The organism is Wohlfahrtiimonas chitiniclastica DSM 18708 (genome assembly GCF_000375345.1).
In the GTDB taxonomy this organism is placed as follows: Bacteria; Pseudomonadota; Gammaproteobacteria; order Cardiobacteriales; family Wohlfahrtiimonadaceae; genus Wohlfahrtiimonas; species Wohlfahrtiimonas chitiniclastica.
Window position 1 is genome coordinate 361,743 of sequence record NZ_AQXD01000001.1, and the last position, 25,559, is coordinate 387,301.

Here is a 25,559-nt window from a genome sequence, read left to right on the forward strand (position 1 = left end):
TGATTATTACAAAATTGATCTGCTGAGCAGAAAAATTGCTTCAATGATAACACGATTATTTGGAATGTTTGACGCATCAAACATGTGCTTAACGCAAAAGGGTTAATCACTCCAAACAGTTACCGTAAAAATGGTGTGTAAAAAACGTCATTTTTTAAATTAGTAATAACCCCCATAATCTCCTTAAATTAAGCGCGCAAGCCACTGCATCACGTGGCTTTGCGCGGTTTAATCGGTTTGTTTTAGAAAACACGCGTCTTATTTAGCAATCACAATACAGTCATTGCCGCTTTGTTTTAACTGATGACAGGCTAAGGTTGCTTTTTCGTAGCTAAAGCCTGATAAACGCGCGCGGTATAAGTTGTCGATTAAGACGACATCAATTTTGCCTTGTTGTAATTTACGATGTGCCATGCGCGCTCTGTCTTGTGCAGATTTGCGACTTTTATAGGCGCCCACTTGTATTGCCGCGGCTTTTTTAGAATTCGTTGTGCTGGCAATGGTTTTATGATTAGAAATGAGTTTAATGGTTGGAATGGTTTGAGGCGCGTCATTAGAGACAATGTTGACTTTGTTTTTGTGGTTAGTGGCAACAATTTGCTTGGGTTTAGGGTTTTTCTGAGGGTCATAACCCACCAGCAAATCTTCTGTGATGATGGGCGAAATTGAAGGATTGCGATGATTGCGCTGCAATGCTTCAAAAGATTGCTCCATGATGTCCACCATAATATTATCGCGAGATTGGGTGTTGCGACCGCCAATCACGACGCCAAACAAACGGGTGTTCCCGCGCTGGGCGCTGGTCACTAAGTTCGAACCTGATTTACGGATATAACCGGTTTTGATGCCATCAGCACCTGCAAGCATGCTGTTGACGCGGTTATGACCTTTGATCAGTCTGCCATCGAAGTAAAAGCTCTCCGTTTGAAAGAGCGGATAATATTTGGGGAAATGGTTGTAAATGGCGACGCCGAGGGTTGCCATGTCACGTGCGGTTGTGTATTGATTGTCATTTGGCAAACCATTGGGATTCACAAAATGTGTATTGGTCATGCCTAAACGTTTAGCAGTTTTATTCATGCGCTCCACAAATTTTGCTTCCGTGCCGCTAATGAATTCAGCCACCGCGATGGAAACGTCATTCGCTGACTGTACAATCAATGCTTTAACAGCCGTTTCCACGGTAATGGATGTGCCAGCCTTTGGGCGTAGGCAAGAGCATTCAGCTTTAACCGCACGCTGAGAAATCGGCATGCGTTGATTCATCTTGATTTTCCCTTTAGAGAGATCTTCAAAGAGAATGTACAGCGTCATGATTTTTGTCAATGAAGCCGGGTAGCGACGCTCTGTGGCATTGTGCTCATAGATCACTTTTCCCGTTTTTGGTTCAATGACCAATGCGGAAAAGCCTGTGTATGCAAAGGCAGCGCCACCGATGCTTGCGAGGATCGAGAGCATTACCAACATCATAATTTTTTGTATCATAGTCATACATTCATTCCAAAGTGATGCGCTAACCCATAGTAGGTTGCGCGCAGTCCCATAGCTTCACCACCCATCGGGCGACCTTTGCGATTACGAACATTCCATGCCATTACATCAATGTGAGCAAACGGCACATTATCACTTAAAAAGTGCGTTAAGAAAAGAGCCGCCGTAATTGATCCACCGTAGGGTTGTGTTGATGAGTTTAAGATATCAGCATATTTCGATTCAATCCACTCATTGTATGGCGTGTGCAAAGGCATGCGCCAAAGGGCATCATCATGCGTTTGCCCATCTTCTAAAATGGCATTTGCTAACGGATCATCTGTGGCAAATAAGGCAGGCACTTCAGGGCCAAGGGCAACGCGTGCCGCACCCGTTAAGGTGGCAAAGTTGACGATGGCATCGGTGGGCACTTCGCTTGCGTAGCTGATGGCATCGGCTAAAATTAGGCGGCCTTCTGCATCTGTGTTGTCAATTTCTACAGTCAAGCCATTGCGCGCTTTGATGACATCACCTGGGCGCATTGCTGTGCTTGAAACAGAGTTTTCCACAATCGGCAACAACACACGTAAATGGATGTGCCATTTTGATTTAATGATCCATTGGGCCAGTGCAATGGCATGTGCGGCACCCCCCATGTCTTTTTTCATCAAACGCATGCCGCTCGCGGGTTTTAAATCAAGGCCGCCACTGTCAAACGTCACGCCTTTACCGATGAGCGTTAAGCTTTTATGCATCGGATCGCCATAGGTGATCTCCACTAAACGTGGTGCAGCGTCACTGCCATTGCCAACATGATGAATCAATGGGAAATTTTCTGTTAATAAATCATCACCCTCGATCACTTTAACAGTGACCGGTTGATTGTCAAACAGCGTTTGAATGTATTGCGTTAAACCCACAGGATTCAAATGATTCGGTGGGCGATTGATCAAGGTGCGCGTGATGTAATGGGCTTCAATTTCGTTGAGTAGCTTTTGACGATCGAGGGTTTTAGGGAAGAGCAATTGCACATTTGGCGCCGTGGATGCTTTGAACTCATTGTATTGATAAGCCCCTAAAGCAAAACCTAGCAATAATTGATAGATCGCTTCATCGGATAGATCATCATTGGCGATGTAATAAATGCCTTGCGGGGCTGTGGTGTAAAAACTGCCAAGGGAGAACATCTCTTCATGTGCATCAAAGCGCACGAGTACTTTACTGAGGGCGCCTGTTTCATCAGGAATGGGCAAGACATCGGGTTGGCGACTGGCGGCTTGATGCACCCAATTGTGTTCAAAGGGTGTCAAATCCACGTCAGACAACTGATGATACAAATAGATCGGCACAGTTTTCACAGAGGCCGGGGCGTTGATCAGTAATTCATGAATCATATGTTGTTCTCCTTTGTGAATCATCAATAATCGTCTTTGTCAGCCGCGAGGATCACCTCTCGGTTGCCATTCGCTTGAGGCGGCGTGACGATGCGTAACTCTTCCATCTCTTCCATTAAGCGCGCTGCCCTTTGATAGCCAACACGCAATTTTCGTTGAATGTAGGAGATGCTTGCTCGTCTAGATTCTACGACAATTTTCACTGCTTCATCAAATAATGGGTCTTGTTCTTCAGCAGGTGTGGCGGCTACGCCGGCGGCTTCTGGCGTTAAGCCTGGGATGGCTTCGGTGGGTTCATGCAAAATGTCTTCCACATAATCAGGTTCACCTGTGAGTTTTAAAAATTCCACCACTTTATTGACTTCTGCATCTTCCACAAATGCGCCGTGCACACGGATTGGTAAACCATTGCCAGGTGGCATATAGAGCATGTCGCCATGGCCTAAGAGGGTTTCCGCCCCTTGTTGATCAATGATGGTGCGTGAGTCAATTTTACTCGACACCTGAAAAGCGATGCGCGTTGGAATGTTGGCTTTGATGAGGCCAGTGATGACATCAACCGATGGGCGCTGCGTGGCTAAAATTAAGTGAATCCCCGAAGCTCGCGCTTTTTGGGCAAGGCGGGCAATGAGTTCTTCACATTTTTTACCCACGAGCATCATCATGTCGGCAAATTCATCAATCACCACCACAATGAAGGGTAATTTTTCTAATAAAGGTGGGCGCTCTGTATCTGAAACATGCGCACTTCTTCGCCATAAAGGATCAATGATGGGTTCACCGGCTGCAATGGCTTCTTCAATCTTTTGGTTAAAGCCTGCAATGTTGCGCACTTTTAATTGACTCATGAGCTGATAGCGGCGTTCCATTTCCGCAACGCACCAGCGCAGGGCATTTGCGGACTCTTTCATGTCCGTCACCACAGGGGTTAATAGATGCGGGATGTCGTTATAAACCGAAAGTTCGAGCATTTTCGGATCAATTAAGATGAGGCGTAAATCTTCAGGCAGCGCTTTAAAGAGCATGCTCAAAAGCATGGTGTTGACGCCCACAGATTTACCAGAACCTGTCGTCCCTGCCACCAATACATGGGGCATTTTGCCAAGATTAGCGGTGACTGTATTGCCGGAGATGTCTTTCCCGAGGATCAGCGTCAATGGATGCGCCTCGTCTTGGTATTCTTGAGACTCTAAGCCAGATTTAAAGTAAACGATTTCGCGCTTACGGTTCGGAATTTCAAGCCCCACATAGCTAGTGCCAGGAATGATCTCCACCACGCGCACGCTGGTGACGGATAATCCGCGGGCAATGTCTTTCTCTAAATTATTGATTTGAGAGACTTTAACGCCGGGCGCCAACTCTAATGAGAAGCGCGTAATGACGGGGCCCGGTTCAATGTTTGCCACGGCAACTTTAATGGAGAAATGGCTGAGTTGTTCTTCAATCAATAGGGCAAGGTAATCGAGCTCTTCATCATTGTATTGATCCACCACGGTGGGGGGATCGGCTAGGAGGTCTAAGCTTGGCAATTGTCCAGCCATCGGGAAATGTTTTAAGAGTTCTGCGCGGCGATTCGGATCTTCTTCTGGCACGGCCACTTTTGGCATGATGATGTTGGGTGTTGGTACAATGAGATCATCCGGCGGGAGAATCTCAGGGGCATTGTCCTCAAAATCATCATATGTTAGGGCAGGCTCGATCGGAACAGCGGGTTCAGTTGGCATGCTGGGCATGACTGGCGCAATTGCTTCAACCGGTGCCGGTTCAATATGAACCTCAGGCGTCTTTGGAATGATGACAGGTTCAGGTGTCGGGTCTGGCACCCATTGCCAAGTGGGTGTTTCAATGCTGGGCGCTTCAATGATGGGTGCCTCGATGGCAGGCGTTGCCACAACAGGTGCAGCCATCATAGGTTCTGGCGCAATGCTTTCAATCTCAGGGAGCATGGGCTCGCTGAGGATTTCAACTTTCGGCAGGTTCACAAAAGGATCTTCGATGGGCTCAATGACCTCTCTGACCGCTTCTTTGACACTCTCTATGGCTTCACTTGCCGATTCTGTGGCTGTTGTGACAGCCTCTGAAAGGGCGGTGGGCAATGCATCAATGGAGTATTTCGGTGCATTGTATTTTTCTAATGTTTCGATCAATGCATCATAATCTTCTGTTGCCTCTGCTTTTAGGGTAGCCTCACTGCCTGCGGTGACAGGTTCACTGTGAAAGAGGGAGCTGACAGCTGCCTTCGCATCTTCTTTTGCTGCTGCCATCGGTGCTTTGATGGCATTGATGACAGGATTGACGATGTTGGCCGCTTGTGGCGTTAAGGCAGCATCTTCATTGACCCAGGCTTTGAGCTTTTCAATGCTGTCATCAATGACATTGTCTTCATCATCGGTGGGCAACATTTTTGTGGAGGGTTTTCTGAAGATGGTGGGGATTTTCAGCTGCCCATTTTTATCAAATTTTGGTTCAAATTTTGGCGTCAGCATTTCGCCATTTTGTCCATGAATGGGCGCATGAGGATTGACGGCTTCTTCAAACGCAGGCTCAATGCGCGTTTCAGAAGATGTAGCTTTAGGTGCAACGGCTTTTGGCGCAGTGTCAATCGGGGCTGCTTTCGGTGTGGTGAATGGCGCAATGTCCGAAATGGGTGGGAGCGTCAAGGAAGGCTCAATTTTCTCATCACTTTTGGCGATTTTTTTAGGTTTAGGCTCAAAAGTGGGTTCGATGTGTGCATCGGTGTCGAGCGCTTCAATGAGATCAGGTTGCTCGTTGAAGTAGTATTCATCAGCGGTGGCATCAATGTTAGGTTCGCTTTTTTTCGCGAATACTTCGCTGCGTAAGGTTGTCAATTTATCCTTAATCATGGATAAAAGATTCGGACGAGGATCTTTGTCACGCGGATCGGGCTCCATCAAATGTGCCACAGAAGCAAGCTCAGATTCTACGGCTTGTGGGGCAATTTGGTCCTCATCGCGATTGAAGAAAAAACCGCGAGCACGTCCAATGACTGAAAGAATCATGGCACCTAAGCCATCAATCCATGAAAGGGGGCTTGTGCCTGTGGCTAAGCTGCCAGTGATCACCAGTAATGTGAGCAAAATGCCTTTACTGAGCGTGGTGCAAAGGGCAGAACTTGCTTCAATGCCCGGCAAATAGGTTAAGGTGGCATTGAGAAGTGAGGCCAATGTTTGCCCAATCACACCGCCACGTTTTAGGATGCTGGCATCGGGGTGATAAAAGTTTAACAAGGTCGCTGCGGCCATTAAAAAAACGATGACGCCCAACGCTTTAAAGGCAAAGTTTTCGATGTCAATGGTGGTGCAATCGCTTTTGATCAAGGTGACATATGCATAAGCAACCATCGCGGGCGGTAATAACCACGCTGCGCGACCAATGGCATTGAATAAAATGTCAGAAAAATATGCACCCTTTGCACCGAGCCAGTTATTGACGTGCAAATCTCCCATGGTTTTACTCCATGCGGCATCATCCGGATGATGAGAGACTAAGCTTAAGAGCATCAACAATGCAATAAAAACGACAACACCCACGATCACTAAGTGAATCATAGAGGTGACTTTATGCGGCGCATCTTGCGTAATGTTTTCGATAGGCTGCCTGCGAATGGCTTGTTTCAAAATGTTATACCTAAAATCTGATCAACGAGGGAGATGATATTATCACATAAACCGCAAAATCTAAAAAGCCCCACGGGAAGTGGGGCTTGTAGAGAGTTGATTACCTTTGACTATTTAGAAATAAGTCATGGACTCTTGTTCAGGTTGATCTTCTTTCTCTTTTTTAGGAGGTAAGAGGTCTTCGCGCTTGAGGCCAAGCAACAATGCGCATGAGGAGGCAATGAAAATCGAAGAGTATGTGCCCACTAAAATACCGATCAACATGATGAAAGAGAAGGTGTGAATGGCTTCACCGCCAAATAAGTACAAGGATAAACAGGCCAACAATGTGGTCACCGATGTCATGATGGTACGAGACAGTGTTTGATTGATGGCTTGATCAATGATCTCTTTTGGCGTGCCGGTGCGAGATGCGCGGAAGTTCTCACGGATGCGATCGAGCACAACCACCGTATCATTCACCGAGTAACCGATGACGGCTAAAATCGCGGCCAGTGAGGTCAGATCAAATTGCAGGTGTCCATACATGCCTAAAATGGCAAAGACCGCTAGGATAAATGCCGCATCATGTAAGGTGGATAAAATGGTGCTGACGGCCAATTTCCACTCAAAGCGCATCCAGATGTAAGCAAGAATCATCAAAATGGCAATCGCGGAGGCAAGAACACCGCCGGTGACCAATTCATCGCCCACTTTTGAGCCAATAAAGTCCACGCGTTTGATTTCCACATTGGGATCTAAGGTTTCTAACGCATTGAGAACATTGGTGGAAATTGAAGCTTCATTCAGGCCTTCAATGATCGGCAAAGTGATGAGCACATTACGGCTTGAGCCAAAGTGTTGCACTTCTGCATCTTTAAGGCCCGCGTGTTCAATGGCGCTACGCACATCATCTGTTTCGATGCTGTTTTGATACACCGCTTCCACTTCTGTACCGCCTGTGAAGTCTAGACCATATTTAAAGCCAAACACACCCACAGAACCAATGGCAGCCACAATCACAAACACACAGAAAATTACCCATGCTTTGGCATACTTCATAAAGTCATAGGTGGTGTCACCACTGAAAATATGGAGCAATTCTTTGCCACCAATCGGAATCGATTTAAGGCGACGGCCGCCCCAAATGGCATTCACAATTGCACGGTTCATAAAGACCGCGGTAAAGACAGAAGTGATGATCCCGATGGTCAATGTCACCGCAAAGCCTTTGATGGCACCTGAACCAATAAGGAAGAGCACCACAGCTGCAAATAAGCTCGTTAAGTTCGCATCCATAATGGTGGCAAATGCGCGGTTAAAACCATCATTGATGGCATTTTGCGGGCTCACGCCTTTACGTAAGAGCTCACGAATGCGCTCATTGATCAAGACGTTCGCATCCACACTCATCCCAAGGGAGAGCACAATCCCGGCAATCCCCGGCAATGTTAAAGTGGCTTGCAATAAAGATAAACAGGCAATGATGAGCACTAAGTTCGCAAACAATGCAATGTTGGCAATCAAACCAAAAGCACTGTAGCGAATGAGCATGAATGCCATCACAGCGATTAAGCCATAAAGGGCAGCATTCATCCCTTTTTGGATGTTGTCTTTACCTGCGCTTGGGCCAATGGTGCGCTCTTCAATGATTTGGATCGGAGCGGCTAGGGCGCCTGAGCGTAATGTGATGGCCAATTTATTGGCTTCATCCAATGAATCTAAACCGGTGATGACGAAGTTCTTAAAGAGCTGCTGTTGAATCGTGGCTGCATTGGCCACTTCTTCGGTCACAATGTTGCGCTTCACTTCTTTGCCATTTTCCATGACGGTTTCAGTTTTATGCTCAATGAACACTGTCGCCATTGGTTTGCCAACGTTGGCTTTTGTGGCCACAGAGAACTTATCCGCACCTTGTGAATCTAACGTGATGGCCACTAAAGGACGGCGATTTTCTGGGTCAATTTGCGCCACAGCATTGACAATCGATTCACCCGTTAGCATCACTTGACGCTTTAAGAGAATCGGTTGATCAGAGTCACGCCAATGATAGAGTTTTGTGCCAAGGGGCGCTTTTTTCAAGCCTTGTGCCACTTGAGGTGCTTCCATCGCGCTGTTTTCATAAACGATGTGGAACTCTAATGTGGCGGTTGTGCCTAAAATTTCTTTGGCTTGTGCGGTGTCTTGCACGCCTGGCAATTGCACCACGATGCGTTCAGCACCTTGGCGTTGGATCACAGGTTCAGCGACGCCTAGCTCATTGACACGGTTACGCAATGTGACGATGTTTTGTGCCACCACATTGTTTTTACGTTCAGTGATTTCAGAAGATGACAGTTTTGCGATCAATTGATTGCCGTTGATGCTCCAGTTAAGCTGCATCAAATTCGGTTTGTTGATGGTGATGGAGTTGCGGGCATTGGCCGCTTCAGCATCGGTTTTAAAGCGCACTTCAATGGTTTCGCCATTGACAGTGACAGATTGATACGGTGTTTTGTGTTCGCTCAAAGCCGCTTTGATTTCATCGGCATAACTTTCTGTGAGCTGCGTGATGAGTGACTGCATGTCGATTTCTAATAAGAAATGCACGCCACCACGTAAATCAAGCCCTAAATACATGGGGCGAATGCCAAGGTCTTCTAACCATTGTGGCATATCTGGCGCTAAGTTTAAGGCGGTCATATAGCCATTGCCAAGATCGCGCGCGATGAGATCCTTGGCTTTTAATTGTGTTTCGGTATCGTTGAAACGCACCAACACTTGATCATCTAGGCGCTCGATGCGCTTATAGGGCACGTTCTGTTCTTTGAGCAAACCTTCAAGATTATTGATGAGTTGATCATCCACTTGCGTTGTGCGTGTCGGGGAGATTTGAACAGAAGGATCCTCACCATATAAATTGGGCAGCGCTAATAATGTACAGATCGCCAACACCAAAATGATCAGTAAGTTTTTCCAGAGTGGATAACGATTTAGCATAATTATTTCTTCGTTGTTGATGAAAAGCGAAAAGGCAAGTGAATCACTTGCCATCGATTTCGTTACATAAAGTGTGCGGGATTAACCTTCAGTTTTGACAACGTCGTCTTTTTTGTCGTCTTTCTTACCCTTTTTGTCGCTGCCGTCTTGGATGGTGCCTTTAGGTACCATGTTGACAATGGCTGCGCGTTGGAATTTGATCACAACATTTGGGGCAATTTCAACGTGTACAAAGTTGTCTTCTAATTTAGTCACTTTACCCACGATGCCTGCAGTTGAGATCACTTCTGTGCCAATTTTTAATGAAGCCATCAATTGTTGATGCTCTTTTTGACGTTTCTTTTGTGGACGAATGATCATGAAATACATCATTGCACCCATAATGGCAATCAAGATGAATGTACTTGTCATGTCGCCGCCTGCTGCAGGTTGAGCCTGTGCATTTGCCACAGATAAAGAAGTGATTGCTGCCAAGGATAAAAGTAAAGTTCTTAACATTTGTAACTCCAAAATAAAAAGATGTTATCTCATAATGCGACTGAATGTTCAAAATTCAATCGCACTGAAGCACTAATTTTGCATTATTTTTGAATTAATTGCTCAATGTGTTGATTCACATTGTCCACAGTGAAGCCAAATTCAACAAATAATTGTTCCGCAGGCGCAGAAGCACCAAAGGTGTTAATGCCCACAACGTCATCTGCAAATTCATACCAACCGCGTGTTGTGCCCGCTTCAATGGCCAATACAGGTGCATCACCTAATACGCCATTTTTATAAGCTTTGTCATTTTCACGGAAGATTTCAACGCAAGGCATGGAGACAACACGTACATCATCACGTGTTGCGGCCACTTTCATCGCCAATTCAACTTCTGAACCGGTGGCGATCAATGTCACTTTTGCATTGTCATTTTCTTTCAATACATAACCACCTTTATTGATGTCAGCAACCGTTGCTTCATCACGGGTTAAGAACGGGAGTTTTTGACGAGACAATGCCAACAATGTTGGGTTTTTGCTAGAGGTTAAACCCGCTGCCCATGCTGCCATGGTTTCCACCGTATCGGCAGGGCGCCATACGCGTAAGTTAGGAATCAAGCGTAATGATTCAACGTGTTCAACAGGTTGATGGGTTGGGCCATCTTCACCTAAGCCGATGGAGTCATGCGTCATCACGTAGATCACTTTTTGTTCCATCAATGCACTCATGCGGATCGCGTTGCGTGCATAATCACTGAACACTAAGAATGTTGCGCCATAAGGAATGAAACCGCCATGTAATGCTAAACCATTCATGATGGCGCTCATGCCAAATTCACGCACGCCATAATGTACATAGTTGCCTTCGCCTGTGGTGATGTTTAAATCAACACTTGCTTTAAAGAATGTGTTGTTTGATGGCGTTAAATCCGCAGAACCGCCCACGATTTCAGGTAAATGGGATGCCAATGCATCTAAGGCATTTTTACTGGCAACGCGCGTTGCAATGCTTTCACCTTTGGCCACAACGTCTGTCATGGCAGCTTTGATGATTTCATCAAAGTTTTGTGGTAAATCACCATGCATGCGGCGTAAGAATTCTTTAGCCAATTGAGGATATTTGCTTTCATATTGTGCAAAAAGGGCAGACCAGTTTTGTTCTGTGGTCAAACCTTTTGCTTTGGCATCCCAATGGCTTGCCACATCTTCAGGCACTTCAAATGCAGCTGCAGTCCAACCCATTTTTTCACGGATGGCTGCAATTTCGTCATGGCCAAGTGGTGAGCCATGTGTGGCTTCTGAGCCTTCTTTAGACACAGAACCTTTACCAATTTTAGTTTTACAGATGATCAATGTTGGTTTTTCAGTTTGCGCTTTTGCATCTGCAATCGCTTGAGAGACTGCATCAATGTCATGGCCATCAATTGGGCCAATCACATTCCATTGATACGCTTCAAAGCGTTGTTTAGTATTGTCAGTGAACCAACCGGTGACATTGCCATCGATGGAGATTTCATTGTCATCATACAATGCGATCAATTTATTGAGTTTTAACGTACCTGCCAATGAACAGGCTTCATGAGAAACGCCTTCCATCATGCAGCCATCGCCTAAAAATGCATACGTGTGGTGATCCACAATCGCTAAATCATCTTTGTTAAATTGCGCGGCCAACATTTTTTCTGCCAATGCAAAACCCACCGCATTGCTGATGCCTTGACCTAATGGACCTGTGGTGGTTTCAATGCCGGCAATGTAGCCATGTTCAGGGTGACCGGCTGTTTTTGAGTGCAATTGACGGAAGTTTTTCAAATCATCAATCGATACATCATAACCGGTTAAATGAAGCAATGAATACAACAACATAGACGCATGGCCGTTCGATAAGATGAAACGATCACGGTTAAAGAAGTTAGGATTGCTTGGGTTATGAGATAAATGGTTGTGCCAGAGCGCATAAGCCATCTCGGCCATACCCATCGGTGCACCCGGGTGACCTGAGTTCGCTTTTTGTACCGCGTCCATGCTTAAAAAACGAATGGCATTGGCGCTTTTTTGCTCAATTGATGACATTTTAATTCCTTAAATGAATGTTGGAGAAATGGTCCGCACATTATACTGAAAATGGTGGGAGAAATCACACGGAGTTACAATTGTTCTAAATTTTTTATTTCAATGCTTTTATTGTTCTATTTTTAGAATAGTTTGTTAAAGGAAAATCATTCGCATTTGGCCAATAAGTCCTTATAATTCTTCACACACCATCCATTTTATCGAATGAATCGAGGATTTTATGAGTCAAATTCAAGCATTATTGGCAAAGCGTCGCAGCATTTATCAATTGGGCAATCAAGTGGCGATCGATACAGACACTTTAACAGAGATGATTCAGCATGCCGTGAGAGAAGCGCCTTCTGCCTTCCATTCACAAAGCTCGCGCGTTGTGGTGCTTTATGGTCAAGCCCATCAGCGTGTGTGGTCGATTGCCGAAGACGCTTTGCGTCAAATCGTGCCCGCGGAACAATTTGCTGCCACACAACAGCGTTTAGATGGTTTTCGGGCGGCATTTGGCACCATTTTATTCTTTGAAGATCAAAATGTGGTCAAAGAACTGCAAGAACGCTTTGCGTTGTATGCGGATAATTTTCCGAAATGGGCACAAGAATCCACGGCAATTGCACAATATGCAGTGTGGCTCATGTTGACAGAACACAACCTTGGCGCAAGCATTCAGCATTACAATCCCCTCATCAATGAAGCCGTGCAACAAGCGTGGCAATTGCCTGAGTCATGGCAATTGCTTGGACAAATGCCTTTTGGTTCCATTGAGGGAATGCCGGCAGAAAAAGCGCATATGTTAGACAGTGAGCGTTTTAGAGTCTTTGGTGCTTAAATACGATCGTAGTACAGTACTTTAGTGGAACATCCAGCCAAATTTTTCAGGAAATTTGGCTTTTTTATGGGCATAAACTCAAGGAAAAATGGGCAAAGAGGTAGATTTTTTGTAGCTTTGGCCATTTGATTATTGTAGTATCTATCCTTGTTTGAATAAACTTAAAGAGTAGATATGAAGAAGTTAACATCTTTATTGCTAGTGGCGCTGAGTCTATCGTCAGCAGCTTTTTCCGCTGGTTTTGATGGCGCTAATGCAAGTTTACTGTGGATCATTCCTTTTGCAGGGATTTTATTGTCCATCGCCATTTTTCCACTGGTGGCCGTGAACATCTGGCACCATCATTTTGGTAAGATCACCGCGCTGTGGTGCTTAGGATTCATGATCCCATTCATCATCGTCTTTGGCATCGGTGAGATGACAGAAGTGATCGCCCATGCGATGCTGTTAGAATACATTCCGTTCATTGTGTTGATTTTCTCCCTGTTCACCGTTTCAGGCGGGATTTATCTAGAAGGTAGCTTAAAAGGTACGCCGTTACTCAACACCACCATTTTATTGATCGGGACGTTTTTAGCCTCCTTTATGGGCACAACGGGGGCGGCAATGCTCCTCATTCGTCCGCTATTGCGTGCGAATGAAAACCGTAAATCTCGCGTGCACATTGTGATTTTCTTTATCTTCTTAGTGGCCAACGTTGGCGGCAGTTTAACGCCATTGGGTGATCCACCCTTATTCTTGGGCTTCTTAAAAGGTGTAGATTTCTTCTGGACCATGAAACACATGTTATTGCCTTTGCTCATCACAACGGTGATCGTGCTTGGTATTTTCTTTGTGTTAGACAGCTATTGCTATAAAAAAGAGGGCATTACAGTGGATGCCAGCGAAGAAAAAGTACCGTTTCGCATTGATGGCAAGGTGAACTTTATCTTCTTAGCCGGCATCATTGTGGGCGTATTGATTTCAGGTTTCTGGAAGCCTGGCATCTCCTTTACCGTTTTAGGCACGCCAGTTGAGTTACAAAACATTGTGCGTGATGTGATTTTATTGGTGATGGCATTTTTATCTTTAAAAGTGACAGCTAAAGAGATTCATCAGAAAAATGAATTCGGTTGGGATCCTGTGTTAGAAGTGGCCAAACTCTTTGCCGGTATTTTCATTACAATTGCGCCTGTGCTAGAGATTTTAAAAGCAGGCTCAATGGGCTCAATGTCTGGCGTTGTGACGATGGTGCATGACACACAAGGCGCACCGATTAATGCCATGTACTTTTGGATGACCGGTGCACTTTCTGCCTTCTTAGACAATGCACCGACTTATTTGGTCTTCTTTAACTTAGCCTCAGGCGATGCGCACCATTTAATGGGTGATTTAAGTCCGACGTTATTGGCAATCTCCATGGGTTCTGTGTTCATGGGTGCGATGACGTACATCGGGAATGCACCAAACTTTATGGTTAAAAGCATTGCAACGCAAGCAGGTGTGAATATGCCAAGCTTCTTTGGTTATATGAAGTGGTCTGTGCTGATTTTAGTGCCGGTGTATATTCTGCTCACTTTGATTTTCTTCTTATAAAGAAATTCACGAAAAAGCTTGTTATTTTTCTTAAAATCGGGATAATCCATGCATCAGTTGATTGGATTATCGCGAGTGAGTAATCATTCGAGGAAAGTCCGGGCTCCACGGATCAAAGTGCTAGATAACGTCTAGACGGCGCGAGCCGATGGAAAGTGCTGAAGAAATTAAACCGCCTAAAGACGCAAGTCTCGGTAAGGGTGAGAAGGTGCGGTAAGAGCGCACCGTACACAAGGTGACTTCGTGTAGCTGAGGTAAACCCCACTTGGAGCAAGACCAAATAGGAACACTGATAGCGTGATCCGCGCTGTGTTCGGGTAGGTTGCTTGAGGGTGGAAGTGATTCCACTCCTAGATGAATGATAATTCTCGACAGAACCCGGCTTATAGATTGACTGATACAAACAGTAAAAACCCTCTCAAATGAGAGGGTTTTTTATTGGCATAAATTCGGGGGAGGGTGAATTATGCGCTTAGAGCTTTATACATTGCGATGGCTTTACCGCCATACGTCACTGCCGGACCGCCGCCCATTAAAATGGCCACGTCCACAGTTTCTGAGATCTCTTCTAAGGTTGCGCCCATAGAGATCAAACCTTCAATGTGTGCAAGCATGCAGCCTTCGCACTGAGTGCTGATGGCAATGCCAAGGGCAATCAATTCTTTATTTTTAGCAGAAATCACGCCGTCTTTAATGGCCGTTGTGTGCAATGCATACATTGATTGGCCAATGGCTTTATTCTCTTTCATTAAAAATGCGCGTTCTTCTTTGAGTTGCTTTGCGGCTAATTTGTAATCAGTCATTTTGAGTTCCTCAATTAATAAAATTCAACAAATGTGAAACAACAGTAGTAGGAGACATTCATTATAACGCCTTTTTGTAATAAATGTTACTTTTGGTAATTTAATGTGCATTCAAATTGCGCAATTCAAAGATGGATGCCATAAAAATTCACAATGATCCACATAACTAGGATTCAATGGATTTTAAAAATAGAGTTGCTATAATGAATGTGTTGTTTGGAAATATTCTATGAAATCAACACACTAAATGCATAAATATGCAAAGGAGTTCATTATGCCAGCTAAAATTAAAGAAATCCGTAAAAGCGCTTTATTAACCCCTACAGACATTGATGCGAAAGGTGCAGCCGAGATTGCCGGCGGTATGAATGCCTTATTGGCAGACATTTTTACCCTATATATGAAAACGAAAAACTTCCATTGGCATGTCAGTGGCCCACATTTTCGTGATTATCACTTATTATTAGATGAACAAGCCACAGAGCTATTGACCATGGTGGATGATTGCGCGGAGCGTGTGCGTAAACTGGGTCACACGACCTTGCGTTCAATTGGTGAGATTGCCGCAAAATCCCGTTTGGCTGAAAACACTGCCGATTATGTGGAAGCCGCAGATATGCTTGCTGAGTTGGTGGAAGACAATAAGCAATTAGTGAGAGAATTGCGTGCCGTTCATACAGTTTGTGATGAGTACGATGATTTTGCCACCACAAGTTTGTTAGATGAATGGATCGATCAAGCGGAACGTCGCACTTGGTTCTTGTATGAATCGAGTCGTGGGGCAGGAACGGCAGGTCATTAATCATCATTGATCATGCATCAAAAAGAGAGCTTCGGCTCTCTTTTTTTGTGGATAAAGATCAGCTTAACCCGAGTCACAAGCATTTGCTTAAATTTATCAAATGAGAATAAATAGCATTTGTATTGACATTTCAACCGGAAATAGGAATAATTCCAAGGAAGAAGGCCGCTGTTGACGGTCACTGCTCCGTACATCTTTTATTTACACATCAATCAATTGGGAAAGCGCTGTGCCATTATTGCATGACAAAACAAATTTTATGATCTTTGTGACTGCATTGATCGGGGTGTTTTTACTTCATGGTGGCCTGATTTACGCCATTACATATGCAGGGCGCGGCCAAGAGATGCACATTGAGTTTGTTGAGCCCACCATGACCATGAGTCAGATCACCTTAGCCGGGGTCGATACCGCAAAAGAGGTGACGAATCAACACGATGATGAGGATCAGCCCTCTGAAGCGGTTGAAGCTGTGGTGGAGCAATCTGAGCCGATTGAGGAGACGCCAGAAAAAATCGAAGAACCAGTGGTTGAGCCTGAGCCTGTCATTGAGCCGCCTAAAGAAGAGATTGTTGCGGTGAAAAAGCCAACGCCTGATGCGCCAAAAATTCAGCAGCCGAAAAAAGAGGTGAAAAAGCCAAAGCCTCAACCTAAGAAGCAAGAGGCTAAACCCGAAAATAAACGTCAATCTAAGCGCATTGATCATCGTGTGCTCAATATGCAGGAAGTGTCTGTGCTCGCAAAACCTTCACCACAATATCCGCGTTCTGTCATCATGCGCCGTGTTGGTGGCACAACCGTATTGCTCATCAAAATTAATGAAAAAGGGCATGCAATGTCCGTTAAGATTGAAAAATCCTCAGGCAATGAACAGATCGACAAAGCCGCTGAAAAAGCTGGCTATAAAGTTCGCCTCAAGCCGTATATGGTCAATGGACAAGCACAAAGCTTTTCCGTTCGCATCCCATATCAATTAAAATTTTAAGCCTCAATTAAGAAAAGGAAAGACAATGCAACCAGAAGTTTCGAGTATGGGATTTGAACATTTTATTGGGCAAGCCGACATGGTGAGTAAGGTGCTCTTTTGCATCTTGATTTTAATGTCTGTGGTGTCTTGGCTCATCATCATTTTAAAAGCGCTGCAAGGTTTATCAGAGCGCGTGCGCACGAAAAAATTCTTAAAAATGTTTTGGAGCGCGAAATCCGTTGAAGACATTGATGGCTATTTAGCCGAGCACACGCCAAACAATTATCATGAAATTTTAACAGATGCGGGTGTTCATGCCGTGCAGCGCTATCAAAAAACACATGGCAATTCATTGCGTGACAGTGGCTCACTCAGTGAAGTGATCACGCGTGCTTTGAGCACGAAATTGGATGAAATCCATTTGCGCTGTGAAAATGGCGTCACTGCATTGGCCGCAGTGTCAGCAACTGCGCCATTTGTGGGTTTATTTGGAACCGTTTGGGGTATTTATCATGCATTGATTGAAATTGGTTCAACAGGCGCAGGCACCATTGATAAAGTGGCCGGTCCTGTGGGTGAAGCTTTGATCATGACGGGCGTGGGTTTAGCCGTGGCGATTCCTGCGGTTTTAGCACACAGCTGGGTGACACGTCGCAATCAAGTGACCATGGGTGCACTTGACTCTTTTGCCTTTGAATTATTGAACTTATTGGGCGGCGATTGCTCAGGCTGCAACAACGATTGCCACGATAAAGCGAAAAAACAGGGAGCATAAGCATGGCCTTTGGACGTTTACGTGGGACAAATTCTCGGGCTCGGGCAGAGATTAATATGGTGCCACTCATCGATGTGATGTTGGTGCTGCTGGTGATTTTCATCCTCACGGCGCCTTTAGTCACGCAATCGGTGAAGTTGAAATTGCCAGAAGCGGTGGACATTAAAGAGCAGCCGAAGCAAGATCAGATGGAAAATCAGCCCATCATCATTGCCATCAATGAGCAATCAGAGGTGCACATCAATGAAGCCTTGATGCCCAATGATGAAGAGGTGCTCGCAACCCTTGAAAAATTAAAGGCAGATGCCACAGCAAATAATCCTGAACACAATCCGCTGGTGCAATTGCATGTGGATGTGAAGGTGCCTTATGAAGTGGTGGCGAAAACCATCACCGCATTGAGTAAAGTAGGGCTTGGCAACATTGGCTTTGTGACGCTGCCGGATGAAGGCGGCGCGAAAGCCGCAGAAGTCACGCCGTAATTAAGATGAAAAAGCGCCCTAGGGCGCTTTTTTATTCCTCATCCGTATCTTTAGAAGCTTGAATGATGAGTTTTAATAGTCCTGTGCCCGCTTTTAAAAATTGATCCTCAGCTTCTGGGGAATCTTGCGTAATCATGCTGACGTAACTTTGCAATGTATTGCCAATTTCGCTTGGCACATCGTTTGCTGTGAGCAGTTGATTCACAAGCGTCACCACATCGATTTCAGAGGGATCTTTTTTAGACAATAAATTTAAGCCCGCTTGTAGGGAAGGCTCATAATCCGAAGGCAAGGCCAATAATTGCGTTAAGGCTTCTGCCACCACTTTGGGATTAGGTTTAGCATCTGTGGATTGTTTGGGGGATTTTAAACACAACTCTGCGCCATCTTCAAGCAGGACGCAGCGGTCAGAAGATTGTGCATTCACAGCAAACGCAGCGCTTGGCAGCAGTAAGAGGGTTGAGAGTATCAACGAACGGATCATAATAACTCCTTATTCATGGGATCATTTCCATTTATTGGGTGAATAGGAGAAAACAGGCAAAGACAAATTCCAATGAATGGCGGCTAAGCGAATGCTCAAACCCACCACAAAGGAGAGGCTCATATTGATGTTTTCATCCACATGAAAGTATTTTAACCCTAAATAGAGCAGGGCGACCAATAAAGAGACACTGGCATAGAGCTCATGGCGCAAAACTTGTGGCGTGCGATTACAGAGCACATCGCGTAAAATGCCGCCGCCCACACCTGTAATCATGCCTGCCATGATCACCACAATGGTGCTGTAATGAAATTGTGGCTCTAAACGCAGCGCCACATTGCAACCAATGATGGTAAATGCAATGAGCCCCATCGCATCTAAAATCAAAAAGATACGATTTAAGCGGTGCATGAAGCGTGCCACCAACATGGTCAATAAACCTGCGGAAATGGTGAGATAGATGTACGTCGGATGCTGCGTCCAAGAAATGGGATAATTCCCCAAAATGATATCGCGGATGGTGCCGCCGCCAAGGGCTGTTAAAAAGGCGATGAGTGCCACGCCAAACATGTCCATGTTACGGCGTCCCGCTGCGAGCGCGCCAGACATGGCTTCAGCCGTAATGGCCACAATATAGATGTAAAAAAGCACAAAAACTCCTAATCGATTGAGTTTTGCCACTCCCTCTGTCCTTTTTACCTGAGAGTTTACGCAACCTAAATTGCTTGCCCCTTCGGTGGAGATTCACATCTCTCTCTCCAGTTGGCGATTAATATCGTTGTTCGCAGTCCATGAGCCTGAGCGTTTATGGGAGTTTGCGCCTTCGGCAGAGATTAAACTCACTCTCCTGCGATTTGGCATTATATGATCAAATGCATAAATAAAAAAGTGCTTAATAATTAAAAAGTTAGCAATTTTTTAAAGGACAAAAATAATCATTTAGATAATTTAACATTCAACTGTTTACTGAACATGTATAATGGCGACAATTTTAACAGAGGGAAACTTTCCATGGATGATGACTCGATCGTGCCGATATGGCGATCTTACACCACAATACAATAAGCTGAGTCCTGAAATCCACAATCTTCAGGGCAGCTGAAGATTGCAATGGTCTGAAACCATGGTTCTCCTAATTCATCATTAAAAAAGGGAGCAACTTAATGAGTGTTTATCATAAATCTAATCTTTATTTTCATTTAGAGCCCATCATTCAAACGCGTGATGTTGAGCGTTTTATTGAACTGATTCAAAATACCAAAGCCATCGACTTAGCGGATGCTGTCGAAGCATTTGCCACAGAAGATGTCGTCGCCCTCCTTGAACAATTAGATGCCGAGAATTTAGCCTATCTTTTTGAGGAGTTTGAAGAGGAAGAGAAGGTGCGCTTTGTGCCGCATCTGTCCATCGCAGCGTTAAAGCGCTTGTTTGAGGCATTGCCATCAGATGAGCAGGTGAGCCTATTTGTGATGCTGAGCCAAGTGCAGCGCAACTCCATCATTCCATCGTTAGACAAAGGTGAGCGCGATGCCATTTTAGAGCTTTCATCATATCCTGAAGGCACGGTGGGCGCGATGACCAGTGCCGACTATGTGAATGTTTCGGCCAATGCCACCGTCAGCGATGTTTGGCAACAAATCCGCCGTGAAGCGCGCAATAAAGATTCGCTCTCCATGATCTATGTGACCGATGAGTTTCGCCATTTAGTGGGCGTACTCTCCTTTCAGGATCTATTGCTGCGCGATGATGATGTGTGCATGAAGGACATTATGGTGAGCGACATCATTCAAGCACGCGCCTCAGATAAAGATACGGTGGCGGTTGAACTGATTGAGCGCTATGACTTTGATGCATTACCTGTGACGGATAACTATGGGCATTTGATCGGGATTGTCACAGTTGATGATGCGATGGAACGCTTACGTGAATCCGCTGCGGACTCCTTTGCCAAGCTTGGGGGCAACGTGCCGATGAGTGGGCCAGAGCTGGATTATCAATACTCAGGTTTTTGGCGCATGCTCACCGTGCGTGGTTTCTGGTTGATCATTTTGACGATTTTTGGCGTCTTCACCAGTAGCTTTGTGGCCAAACAAGAGGAAATTTTATCTGAAGTGATCATTTTAGCAGCGTTCTTAGCACCGATTGTGGACATGGGCGGGAATACGGGCAGTCAATCGGCAACGCTTGTGATTCGTTCAATGGCGCTCGGTGACATTAAGCTGAAATGGGAAGATGTGTGGTTCATCTTCAAAAAAGAGATTCCGGTCGCCTTGATGCTCGGTGTGACGGTGGCAACGGTGGAAGTGATTTTGGCATACTTCTTTAAAGATGGCATCAGCATTCAAGTGTTGATGATTTTGGCATTGTCCATGATTACTGTGACATTTGTGGGTGGTTTGATCGGTATTTTGCTGCCCTTCATTGCCAAACGATTTAACATTGACCCAGCCACATTGAGCTCACCGATGCTCACATCCATCATGGACTTTTTAGGCGTGGTGATTTACTTCTCATTTGCGTATTGGTTCTTGAGTGATCTCTTAGTGCAAGCGGCTGAGCAAGTGGGCTAGCATTAGTTTAACGGATGAATCTAGATTCAACGGCAGCGCCGCATCAAGCTTGATGCGGCGTTTTTGTTGCTGAAGGGCGAAGGAGTAAACTCACGCCATACGCTAAAGCAAAGAGAATGGCTTGCACAATGACAATTGATGGACCTGTATCCGCATCTAAATGGTAACTGATGATGGTGCCAATCACTGAAGCACTGACAGAGGCGATCACCGCGATCAATAACATATACTCAAAACGTTTGGTGAGTAAAAATGCAGTGATGCCAGGGGCAATCAACATTGCAATCACAAGCACGATGCCTGCCGCTTGTAGCGCGGTGACAATGGTTAAAGAGAGCATGGATAATAGGAGATAATGCATCAATGTTACGGGTAAACCCACAACTTTTGCTTGAATCGGATCAAAGCAGAAGAGAATGAGATCTTTGACCTTCATTAACAAAATGATGCCAATGATGCCGCTCATCACCAATGTAAAAATAAATTCAGCGTGTGTGATGCCCAAAATGTTCCCAAACAAAATGTGGGAAAGATGAATGTTGCTCTCCACTTTTGTGATCATCACTAAACCAATGGCAAACATCCCCGAGAAGAGAATGCCCATGACGGTATCTTCCTTGATGCGGGAGTTGTTTTTAATGAATCCTGTGGCAAAGGCACAAAAAATGCCTGAGAAAAAAGCGCCAACGATGAAGGGAATGCCAATGATGAATGAGATGACAACGCCCGGCAATACGGCGTGTGAGATGGCATCGCCAATCAAAGACCAACCTTTTAACACCAAAAAGCAGGAAAAGAGCGCACAGATGATGGCAATCACAATGGCCGCATACAGCGCGCGGCGCATCAATTCTAATTGAAAGGGTTCAGTGAAGAAGGTGATGAAACTGTCCATCATTGACCTCCTTTGCGGATTTTAAGGCGCGTTGCGATGAAGCCATATTTTGGCGCAAACACAAAAGCAAGTAAAAAAAGCGCCGTTTGTAGGGAGACAATCACGCCGCCTGTTGCACCATTTAAATAGTAACTGAGCCAAGCACCGACAACGCTGCTCACGGTGCCAATGATCATGGAAATGATGATGATGTGGGAAAACTTATCACTCAATAAATAGGCGGTTGCGCCGGGTGTGATCACCATTGCGATCACTAAAATGGCGCCCACCGTTTGTAGGGCGGCAATTGTACATGCACTTAAGAGCGTAAAAAAGATGATTTTAAGTTTTAAAGGTGATAGCCCCACAGAACGTGCATGGGTTTCATCAAAAAATACGGCCAATAAATCTTTCCAGATCACGAGTAACACCAAAAGTGAGACGGCAATGATGATGTTCACTTGTAAAATGTCGCTGTCGGCAATGGCCAAAATGTTCCCAAAAATGATGGATTGCACATCCACAGAAGTGGGATTGAGTGACACGATGAATAAGCCAATGGCAAAGAACGTGGAGAAGATAAAGCCAATGATGGCATCCTCTTTTAGGCGCGTAAAATGGCGAATGATGGTGATGGAAAATGCCGCCAATAAACCTGAGAAAAACGCACCAATCGAATAAGGTAAGCCCAGCGCATATGCGCCAGCAACGCCCGGCACCACCGAATGGGAAAGGGCATCGCCCATTAAGGACCAACCTTTGAGCATTAAATACGCTGATAAAAATGCGCAGGTTCCCCCCACCAATCCGCTGACCCAAATGGCTTTACGCATGTATTCATAGGTGAAGGGTTCAGTTAAGAGTTCCCACATATCAATAACGCTCCTTTTGGCACGGCAAACTTTTACTTTTACGCGCAGGTTCATTTTTATGCGTGCCGTAGAAGACGGCAGGGCGCTCATCATCGGTGAGCACAGTCACGCGGCGCGGATCTTCATCATCATGGAGTTCATCGCCATCAATGTGAATGTGGCGCAATACGCCGCCAAAGGTTTTCTCTAAGTTATGATGGTTAAAGGTGGTTTCTGTCGGGCCCGCAGCAATGATGGTGCGATTGATGAATAGGGTTTGATCACAAAATTCAGGCACGCTGCCTAAGTTATGGGTGGACACTAAAATCAAATGCCCCTCTTCTCGCAAGGTGCGAAGCAGTGCCACAATGGCATTTTCTGTTTTCACATCCACGCCCGTAAAGGGTTCATCGAGCAAAATGATTTTGCCCTCTTGTGCCAATGCGCGGGCTAGAAAGACGCGCTTTTTTTGCCCGCCGGACAGCTCGCCGATTTGACGATGGGCTAAACTCTCCATGCTGACGCGGGTTAAGGCTTCGATCACTTTTTGTTTATCATGGGTCGATGGGATGCGCAAAAAGTTCATTTTGCCATAGCGACCCATCATCACCACATCGGACACCAAAACCGGAAAGCTCCAATCCACCTCTTCAGTTTGAGGGACATAAGCCACAATGTTCTGTTTTAATGCAGCTTTGACGCTTTCACCATTGATGGTGACAGAGCCTTTTGTGGGTTTAACCATGCCCATGATGCTTTTAAAAAGCGTGGATTTACCGCCGCCATTGACGCCCACAAGGGCGCAAATGGTGCCACCTTTTAAGGTGAAGTTGACATCGCGAATGGCGGTATGACCATTGTTGTAGGTCACCGTTAGATTCTCAACGCATAAAGAGAAGGGCTCACTCATTGTTTGAACCCTTTAGCGATGGTTTCCACCGTCACATTCAATAGATCAATGTACGTGGGTACAGGGCCATTGGGCTCAGAGAGGGAATCCACATACAAAACGCCACCATAATCGGCATTGGTTTCTTTGCTGATTTGTTTGGCAGGTTTATCAGACACCGTACTTTCACTGAACACCACAGGAATGTTGTTCGCACGAACGGTATCGATCACTTTGCGCACTTGTTGCGGCGTGCCTTGTTGTTCTGCATTGATGGCCCATAAATAGAGCTCTTTAAAGTCATAATCTTTGGCAAGATAACTAAATGCGCCTTCACTCGTAACGAGCCAGCGTTGATCTTCAGGAATATTGGCTAAGCGATCACGCAAAGGTTGATCAAGGGCTTTGATTTTTGCTTTATAATCTTCCGCATTTTTTTTGTAGGTGTCCGCATTGTCAGGATCATATTTGACAAAAGCATCACGGATATTGTCCACATAAATGAGGGCATTGGTTGGGCTCATCCACGCATGTGGATTGGGCATGCCATTGTATTCACCTTCAGTGATGGATAAAGGCTCAATGCCATCGCTCACCACAACGGAGGGCACATCTTTCATGTTTTCAAAAAAGCGCTCGAACCAATTTTCTAAATATAAGCCATTCCATAAAATGAGGTCAGCCGATTGTGTGCGAATGATGTCTTTTGGCGTGGGTTGATAATTATGAATTTCTGCGCCATGCTTGGTGATGGATTCGACAATTGCGGCATCGCCGGCCACATTTTGCGCCATGTCTTGAATGATGGTGAAGGTGGTGGCCACTTTAAATGGTTCTTTAGCAAACGCTGTGCTAAAGAGCGTAGAGAAAGCGACCAATGTTGTGAGACCGATTGTTTTTATATGAGAATGATTCTTCATTGAGATTGGCTCCTAAAAAGTCTGAAAAGCAAGTATAACCGATATATTTTCGAAAACCAAACGCTTTATTTAAAATAAATATTGTTCATAAATGCATCAAACTCGAAGGGCGGCGTTTTTGTTGTTAAGATGGTGACTTTGAGGATTCATGGCACAGTTTAGGTTCGGTTATGCAGATAAAAAGCGCAAGTCAAATGAGTGTGATTGGGGTGATGTGGTTATCAATGACCGCTCATGGGTTGACATTAAAAGAGATCAGCGATTACTTATTAGATGAACAATTAGTGGCAACATCACCACAACAAATCATGGCAAATGAAAATATTTTGGCAGAAAAATTTGTCATCATGATGGAAAATGATGAGGAGCTTTTATTGCAAGCGAATCGTCAGCCAAACACGTTAGATGCAAGCTTTTTAAAGCTGTCTGATCAATGGATGCTCAATGATGCAAGCTTTAATTATTATTCAGGCAAGGCAGAAAATTGTCAAAAACAACAAAATGCTTACAAAAAATATTTGACTAAAAAGTTAAATCATCCGACTCTAGAGGATTCTGAAGAGGAAATTTTTTGGCAATTGCCAGACAGAGATTGGGGGATTTGGCTGACAGTGGCTGTTGCGGACAACCCTTTTTCCCAAAATAATGGATGTGTGTCAAAAATGACTCTGATTTATAGCCCATTCGCTGCACAAAATGACGGGGAAGATATTTAGGTTTGATATACTGACG

21 protein-coding genes, 1 other RNA gene and 2 riboswitches are annotated in these 25,559 nt (G+C 45.1%); of the genes, 9 read left to right on the forward strand and 13 right to left on the reverse strand.

Annotated features, from left to right (window positions below):
* Positions 1–258 precede the first annotated feature (258 nt).
* The 6 genes from B143_RS0101660 to tkt form a co-directional block, all read right to left on the reverse strand.
* A complete protein-coding gene (locus B143_RS0101660; RefSeq protein WP_248647493.1) occupies positions 259–1,491 on the reverse strand; it encodes a D-alanyl-D-alanine carboxypeptidase in 1,233 nt (410 codons plus the stop codon).
* Positions 1,488–2,864: a leucyl aminopeptidase family protein gene (locus B143_RS0101665; RefSeq protein WP_018121922.1), complete on the reverse strand. Its 1,377-nt coding sequence runs from the start codon at positions 2,862–2,864 to the stop codon at positions 1,488–1,490. The genes B143_RS0101660 and B143_RS0101665 overlap by 4 nt, the downstream gene beginning before the upstream one ends.
* A 23-nt stretch (positions 2,865–2,887) precedes the next feature.
* Positions 2,888–6,502: a DNA translocase FtsK gene (locus B143_RS10075; RefSeq protein ID WP_018121923.1), complete on the reverse strand. Its 3,615-nt coding sequence runs from the start codon at positions 6,500–6,502 to the stop codon at positions 2,888–2,890.
* A 114-nt stretch (positions 6,503–6,616) separates the two neighbouring features.
* Positions 6,617–9,460, reverse strand: a complete 2,844-nt coding sequence (locus tag B143_RS0101675; RefSeq protein ID WP_018121924.1) for a protein translocase subunit SecDF — start codon at positions 9,458–9,460, stop codon at positions 6,617–6,619.
* Positions 9,461–9,541: 81 nt separating this feature from the next.
* Positions 9,542–9,958, reverse strand: coding sequence for a preprotein translocase subunit YajC (gene yajC / locus B143_RS09655; protein ID WP_008314995.1), 417 nt, complete (start codon positions 9,956–9,958; stop codon positions 9,542–9,544).
* 83 nt (positions 9,959–10,041) lie between these two features.
* The gene (gene tkt, locus B143_RS0101685; protein WP_018121925.1) at positions 10,042–12,015 is read right to left on the reverse strand and encodes a transketolase; all 1,974 of its coding nucleotides are present in this window, start codon (positions 12,013–12,015) and stop codon (positions 10,042–10,044) included.
* Positions 12,016–12,235: 220 nt separating this feature from the next.
* Here tkt and B143_RS0101690 point away from each other — a divergent pair, with 220 nt between their 5' ends.
* From B143_RS0101690 to rnpB, 3 genes are all read left to right on the forward strand, one after another.
* Positions 12,236–12,835 carry a nitroreductase family protein gene (locus tag B143_RS0101690; RefSeq protein ID WP_018121926.1) on the forward strand — a complete coding sequence of 200 codons (600 nt, stop codon included), beginning with the start codon at positions 12,236–12,238 and terminating at the stop codon, positions 12,833–12,835.
* Positions 12,836–13,009: 174 nt separating this feature from the next.
* Positions 13,010–14,410, forward strand: coding sequence for a sodium:proton antiporter (locus B143_RS0101700; RefSeq protein ID WP_018121928.1), 1,401 nt, complete (start codon positions 13,010–13,012; stop codon positions 14,408–14,410).
* 53 nt (positions 14,411–14,463) lie between these two features.
* Positions 14,464–14,812: RNase P RNA component class A (gene rnpB, locus B143_RS09815), an RNA gene on the forward strand.
* A 62-nt stretch (positions 14,813–14,874) separates the two neighbouring features.
* On the opposite strand, the gene B143_RS0101705 is transcribed toward rnpB, so the two are convergent.
* Positions 14,875–15,213 carry a carboxymuconolactone decarboxylase family protein gene (locus B143_RS0101705; RefSeq protein WP_008314988.1) on the reverse strand — a complete coding sequence of 113 codons (339 nt, stop codon included), beginning with the start codon at positions 15,211–15,213 and terminating at the stop codon, positions 14,875–14,877.
* A 274-nt stretch (positions 15,214–15,487) separates the two neighbouring features.
* On the opposite strand from B143_RS0101705, the gene B143_RS0101710 reads away from it, so the two are divergent.
* The 4 genes from B143_RS0101710 (at position 15,488) to B143_RS0101725 (ending at position 18,239) form a co-directional block, all read left to right on the forward strand.
* Positions 15,488–16,015 carry a Dps family protein gene (locus tag B143_RS0101710; protein ID WP_008314987.1) on the forward strand — a complete coding sequence of 176 codons (528 nt, stop codon included), beginning with the start codon at positions 15,488–15,490 and terminating at the stop codon, positions 16,013–16,015.
* Positions 16,016–16,274: 259 nt separating this feature from the next.
* The gene (locus B143_RS0101715; protein ID WP_248647499.1) at positions 16,275–17,000 is read left to right on the forward strand and encodes an energy transducer TonB; all 726 of its coding nucleotides are present in this window, start codon (positions 16,275–16,277) and stop codon (positions 16,998–17,000) included.
* Between the two features lie 25 nt (positions 17,001–17,025).
* Positions 17,026–17,757: a MotA/TolQ/ExbB proton channel family protein gene (locus B143_RS0101720; protein WP_008314984.1), complete on the forward strand. Its 732-nt coding sequence runs from the start codon at positions 17,026–17,028 to the stop codon at positions 17,755–17,757.
* A 2-nt stretch (positions 17,758–17,759) separates the two neighbouring features.
* Positions 17,760–18,239, forward strand: a complete 480-nt coding sequence (locus tag B143_RS0101725) for an ExbD/TolR family protein (protein WP_026165669.1) — start codon at positions 17,760–17,762, stop codon at positions 18,237–18,239.
* Between the two features lie 31 nt (positions 18,240–18,270).
* Here the strand turns inward: B143_RS0101725 and B143_RS0101730 are convergent, their stop codons facing one another.
* Both B143_RS0101730 and B143_RS0101735 read right to left on the reverse strand, forming a co-directional pair.
* Positions 18,271–18,723: a hypothetical protein gene (locus B143_RS0101730; protein ID WP_018121931.1), complete on the reverse strand. Its 453-nt coding sequence runs from the start codon at positions 18,721–18,723 to the stop codon at positions 18,271–18,273.
* Between the two features lie 21 nt (positions 18,724–18,744).
* Positions 18,745–19,374: a trimeric intracellular cation channel family protein gene (locus B143_RS0101735; RefSeq protein ID WP_018121932.1), complete on the reverse strand. Its 630-nt coding sequence runs from the start codon at positions 19,372–19,374 to the stop codon at positions 18,745–18,747.
* 25 nt (positions 19,375–19,399) lie between these two features.
* A riboswitch (glycine riboswitch) is annotated at positions 19,400–19,495 on the reverse strand.
* A 3-nt stretch (positions 19,496–19,498) separates the two neighbouring features.
* A riboswitch (glycine riboswitch) is annotated at positions 19,499–19,583 on the reverse strand.
* A gap of 303 nt (positions 19,584–19,886) precedes the next feature.
* Here B143_RS0101735 and mgtE point away from each other — a divergent pair.
* Complete coding sequence (gene mgtE, locus B143_RS0101740; RefSeq protein WP_018121933.1) at positions 19,887–21,293, forward strand: magnesium transporter; 1,407 nt, start codon at positions 19,887–19,889, stop codon at positions 21,291–21,293.
* 43 nt (positions 21,294–21,336) lie between these two features.
* On the opposite strand, the gene B143_RS0101745 is transcribed toward mgtE, so the two are convergent.
* The 4 genes from B143_RS0101745 to B143_RS0101760 are packed head-to-tail and all read right to left on the reverse strand — an operon-like array spanning position 21,337 to position 24,827.
* On the reverse strand, positions 21,337–22,188 hold the full coding sequence (locus tag B143_RS0101745; RefSeq protein ID WP_018121934.1) for a metal ABC transporter permease: 852 nt from the start codon (positions 22,186–22,188) through the stop codon (positions 21,337–21,339).
* The gene (locus tag B143_RS0101750; protein ID WP_018121935.1) at positions 22,188–23,039 is read right to left on the reverse strand and encodes a metal ABC transporter permease; all 852 of its coding nucleotides are present in this window, start codon (positions 23,037–23,039) and stop codon (positions 22,188–22,190) included. The genes B143_RS0101745 and B143_RS0101750 overlap by 1 nt, the downstream gene beginning before the upstream one ends.
* 1 nt (position 23,040) lies before the next feature.
* The gene (locus B143_RS0101755; RefSeq protein WP_018121936.1) at positions 23,041–23,928 is read right to left on the reverse strand and encodes a manganese/iron ABC transporter ATP-binding protein; all 888 of its coding nucleotides are present in this window, start codon (positions 23,926–23,928) and stop codon (positions 23,041–23,043) included.
* Complete coding sequence (locus tag B143_RS0101760) at positions 23,925–24,827, reverse strand: metal ABC transporter substrate-binding protein (RefSeq protein WP_018121937.1); 903 nt, start codon at positions 24,825–24,827, stop codon at positions 23,925–23,927. Before B143_RS0101760 ends, B143_RS0101755 begins: the two co-directional genes overlap by 4 nt.
* Positions 24,828–24,997: 170 nt before the next feature.
* On the opposite strand from B143_RS0101760, the gene B143_RS0101765 reads away from it, so the two are divergent.
* On the forward strand, positions 24,998–25,543 hold the full coding sequence (locus B143_RS0101765) for a hypothetical protein (protein WP_018121938.1): 546 nt from the start codon (positions 24,998–25,000) through the stop codon (positions 25,541–25,543).
* Positions 25,544–25,559 lie beyond the last annotated feature (16 nt).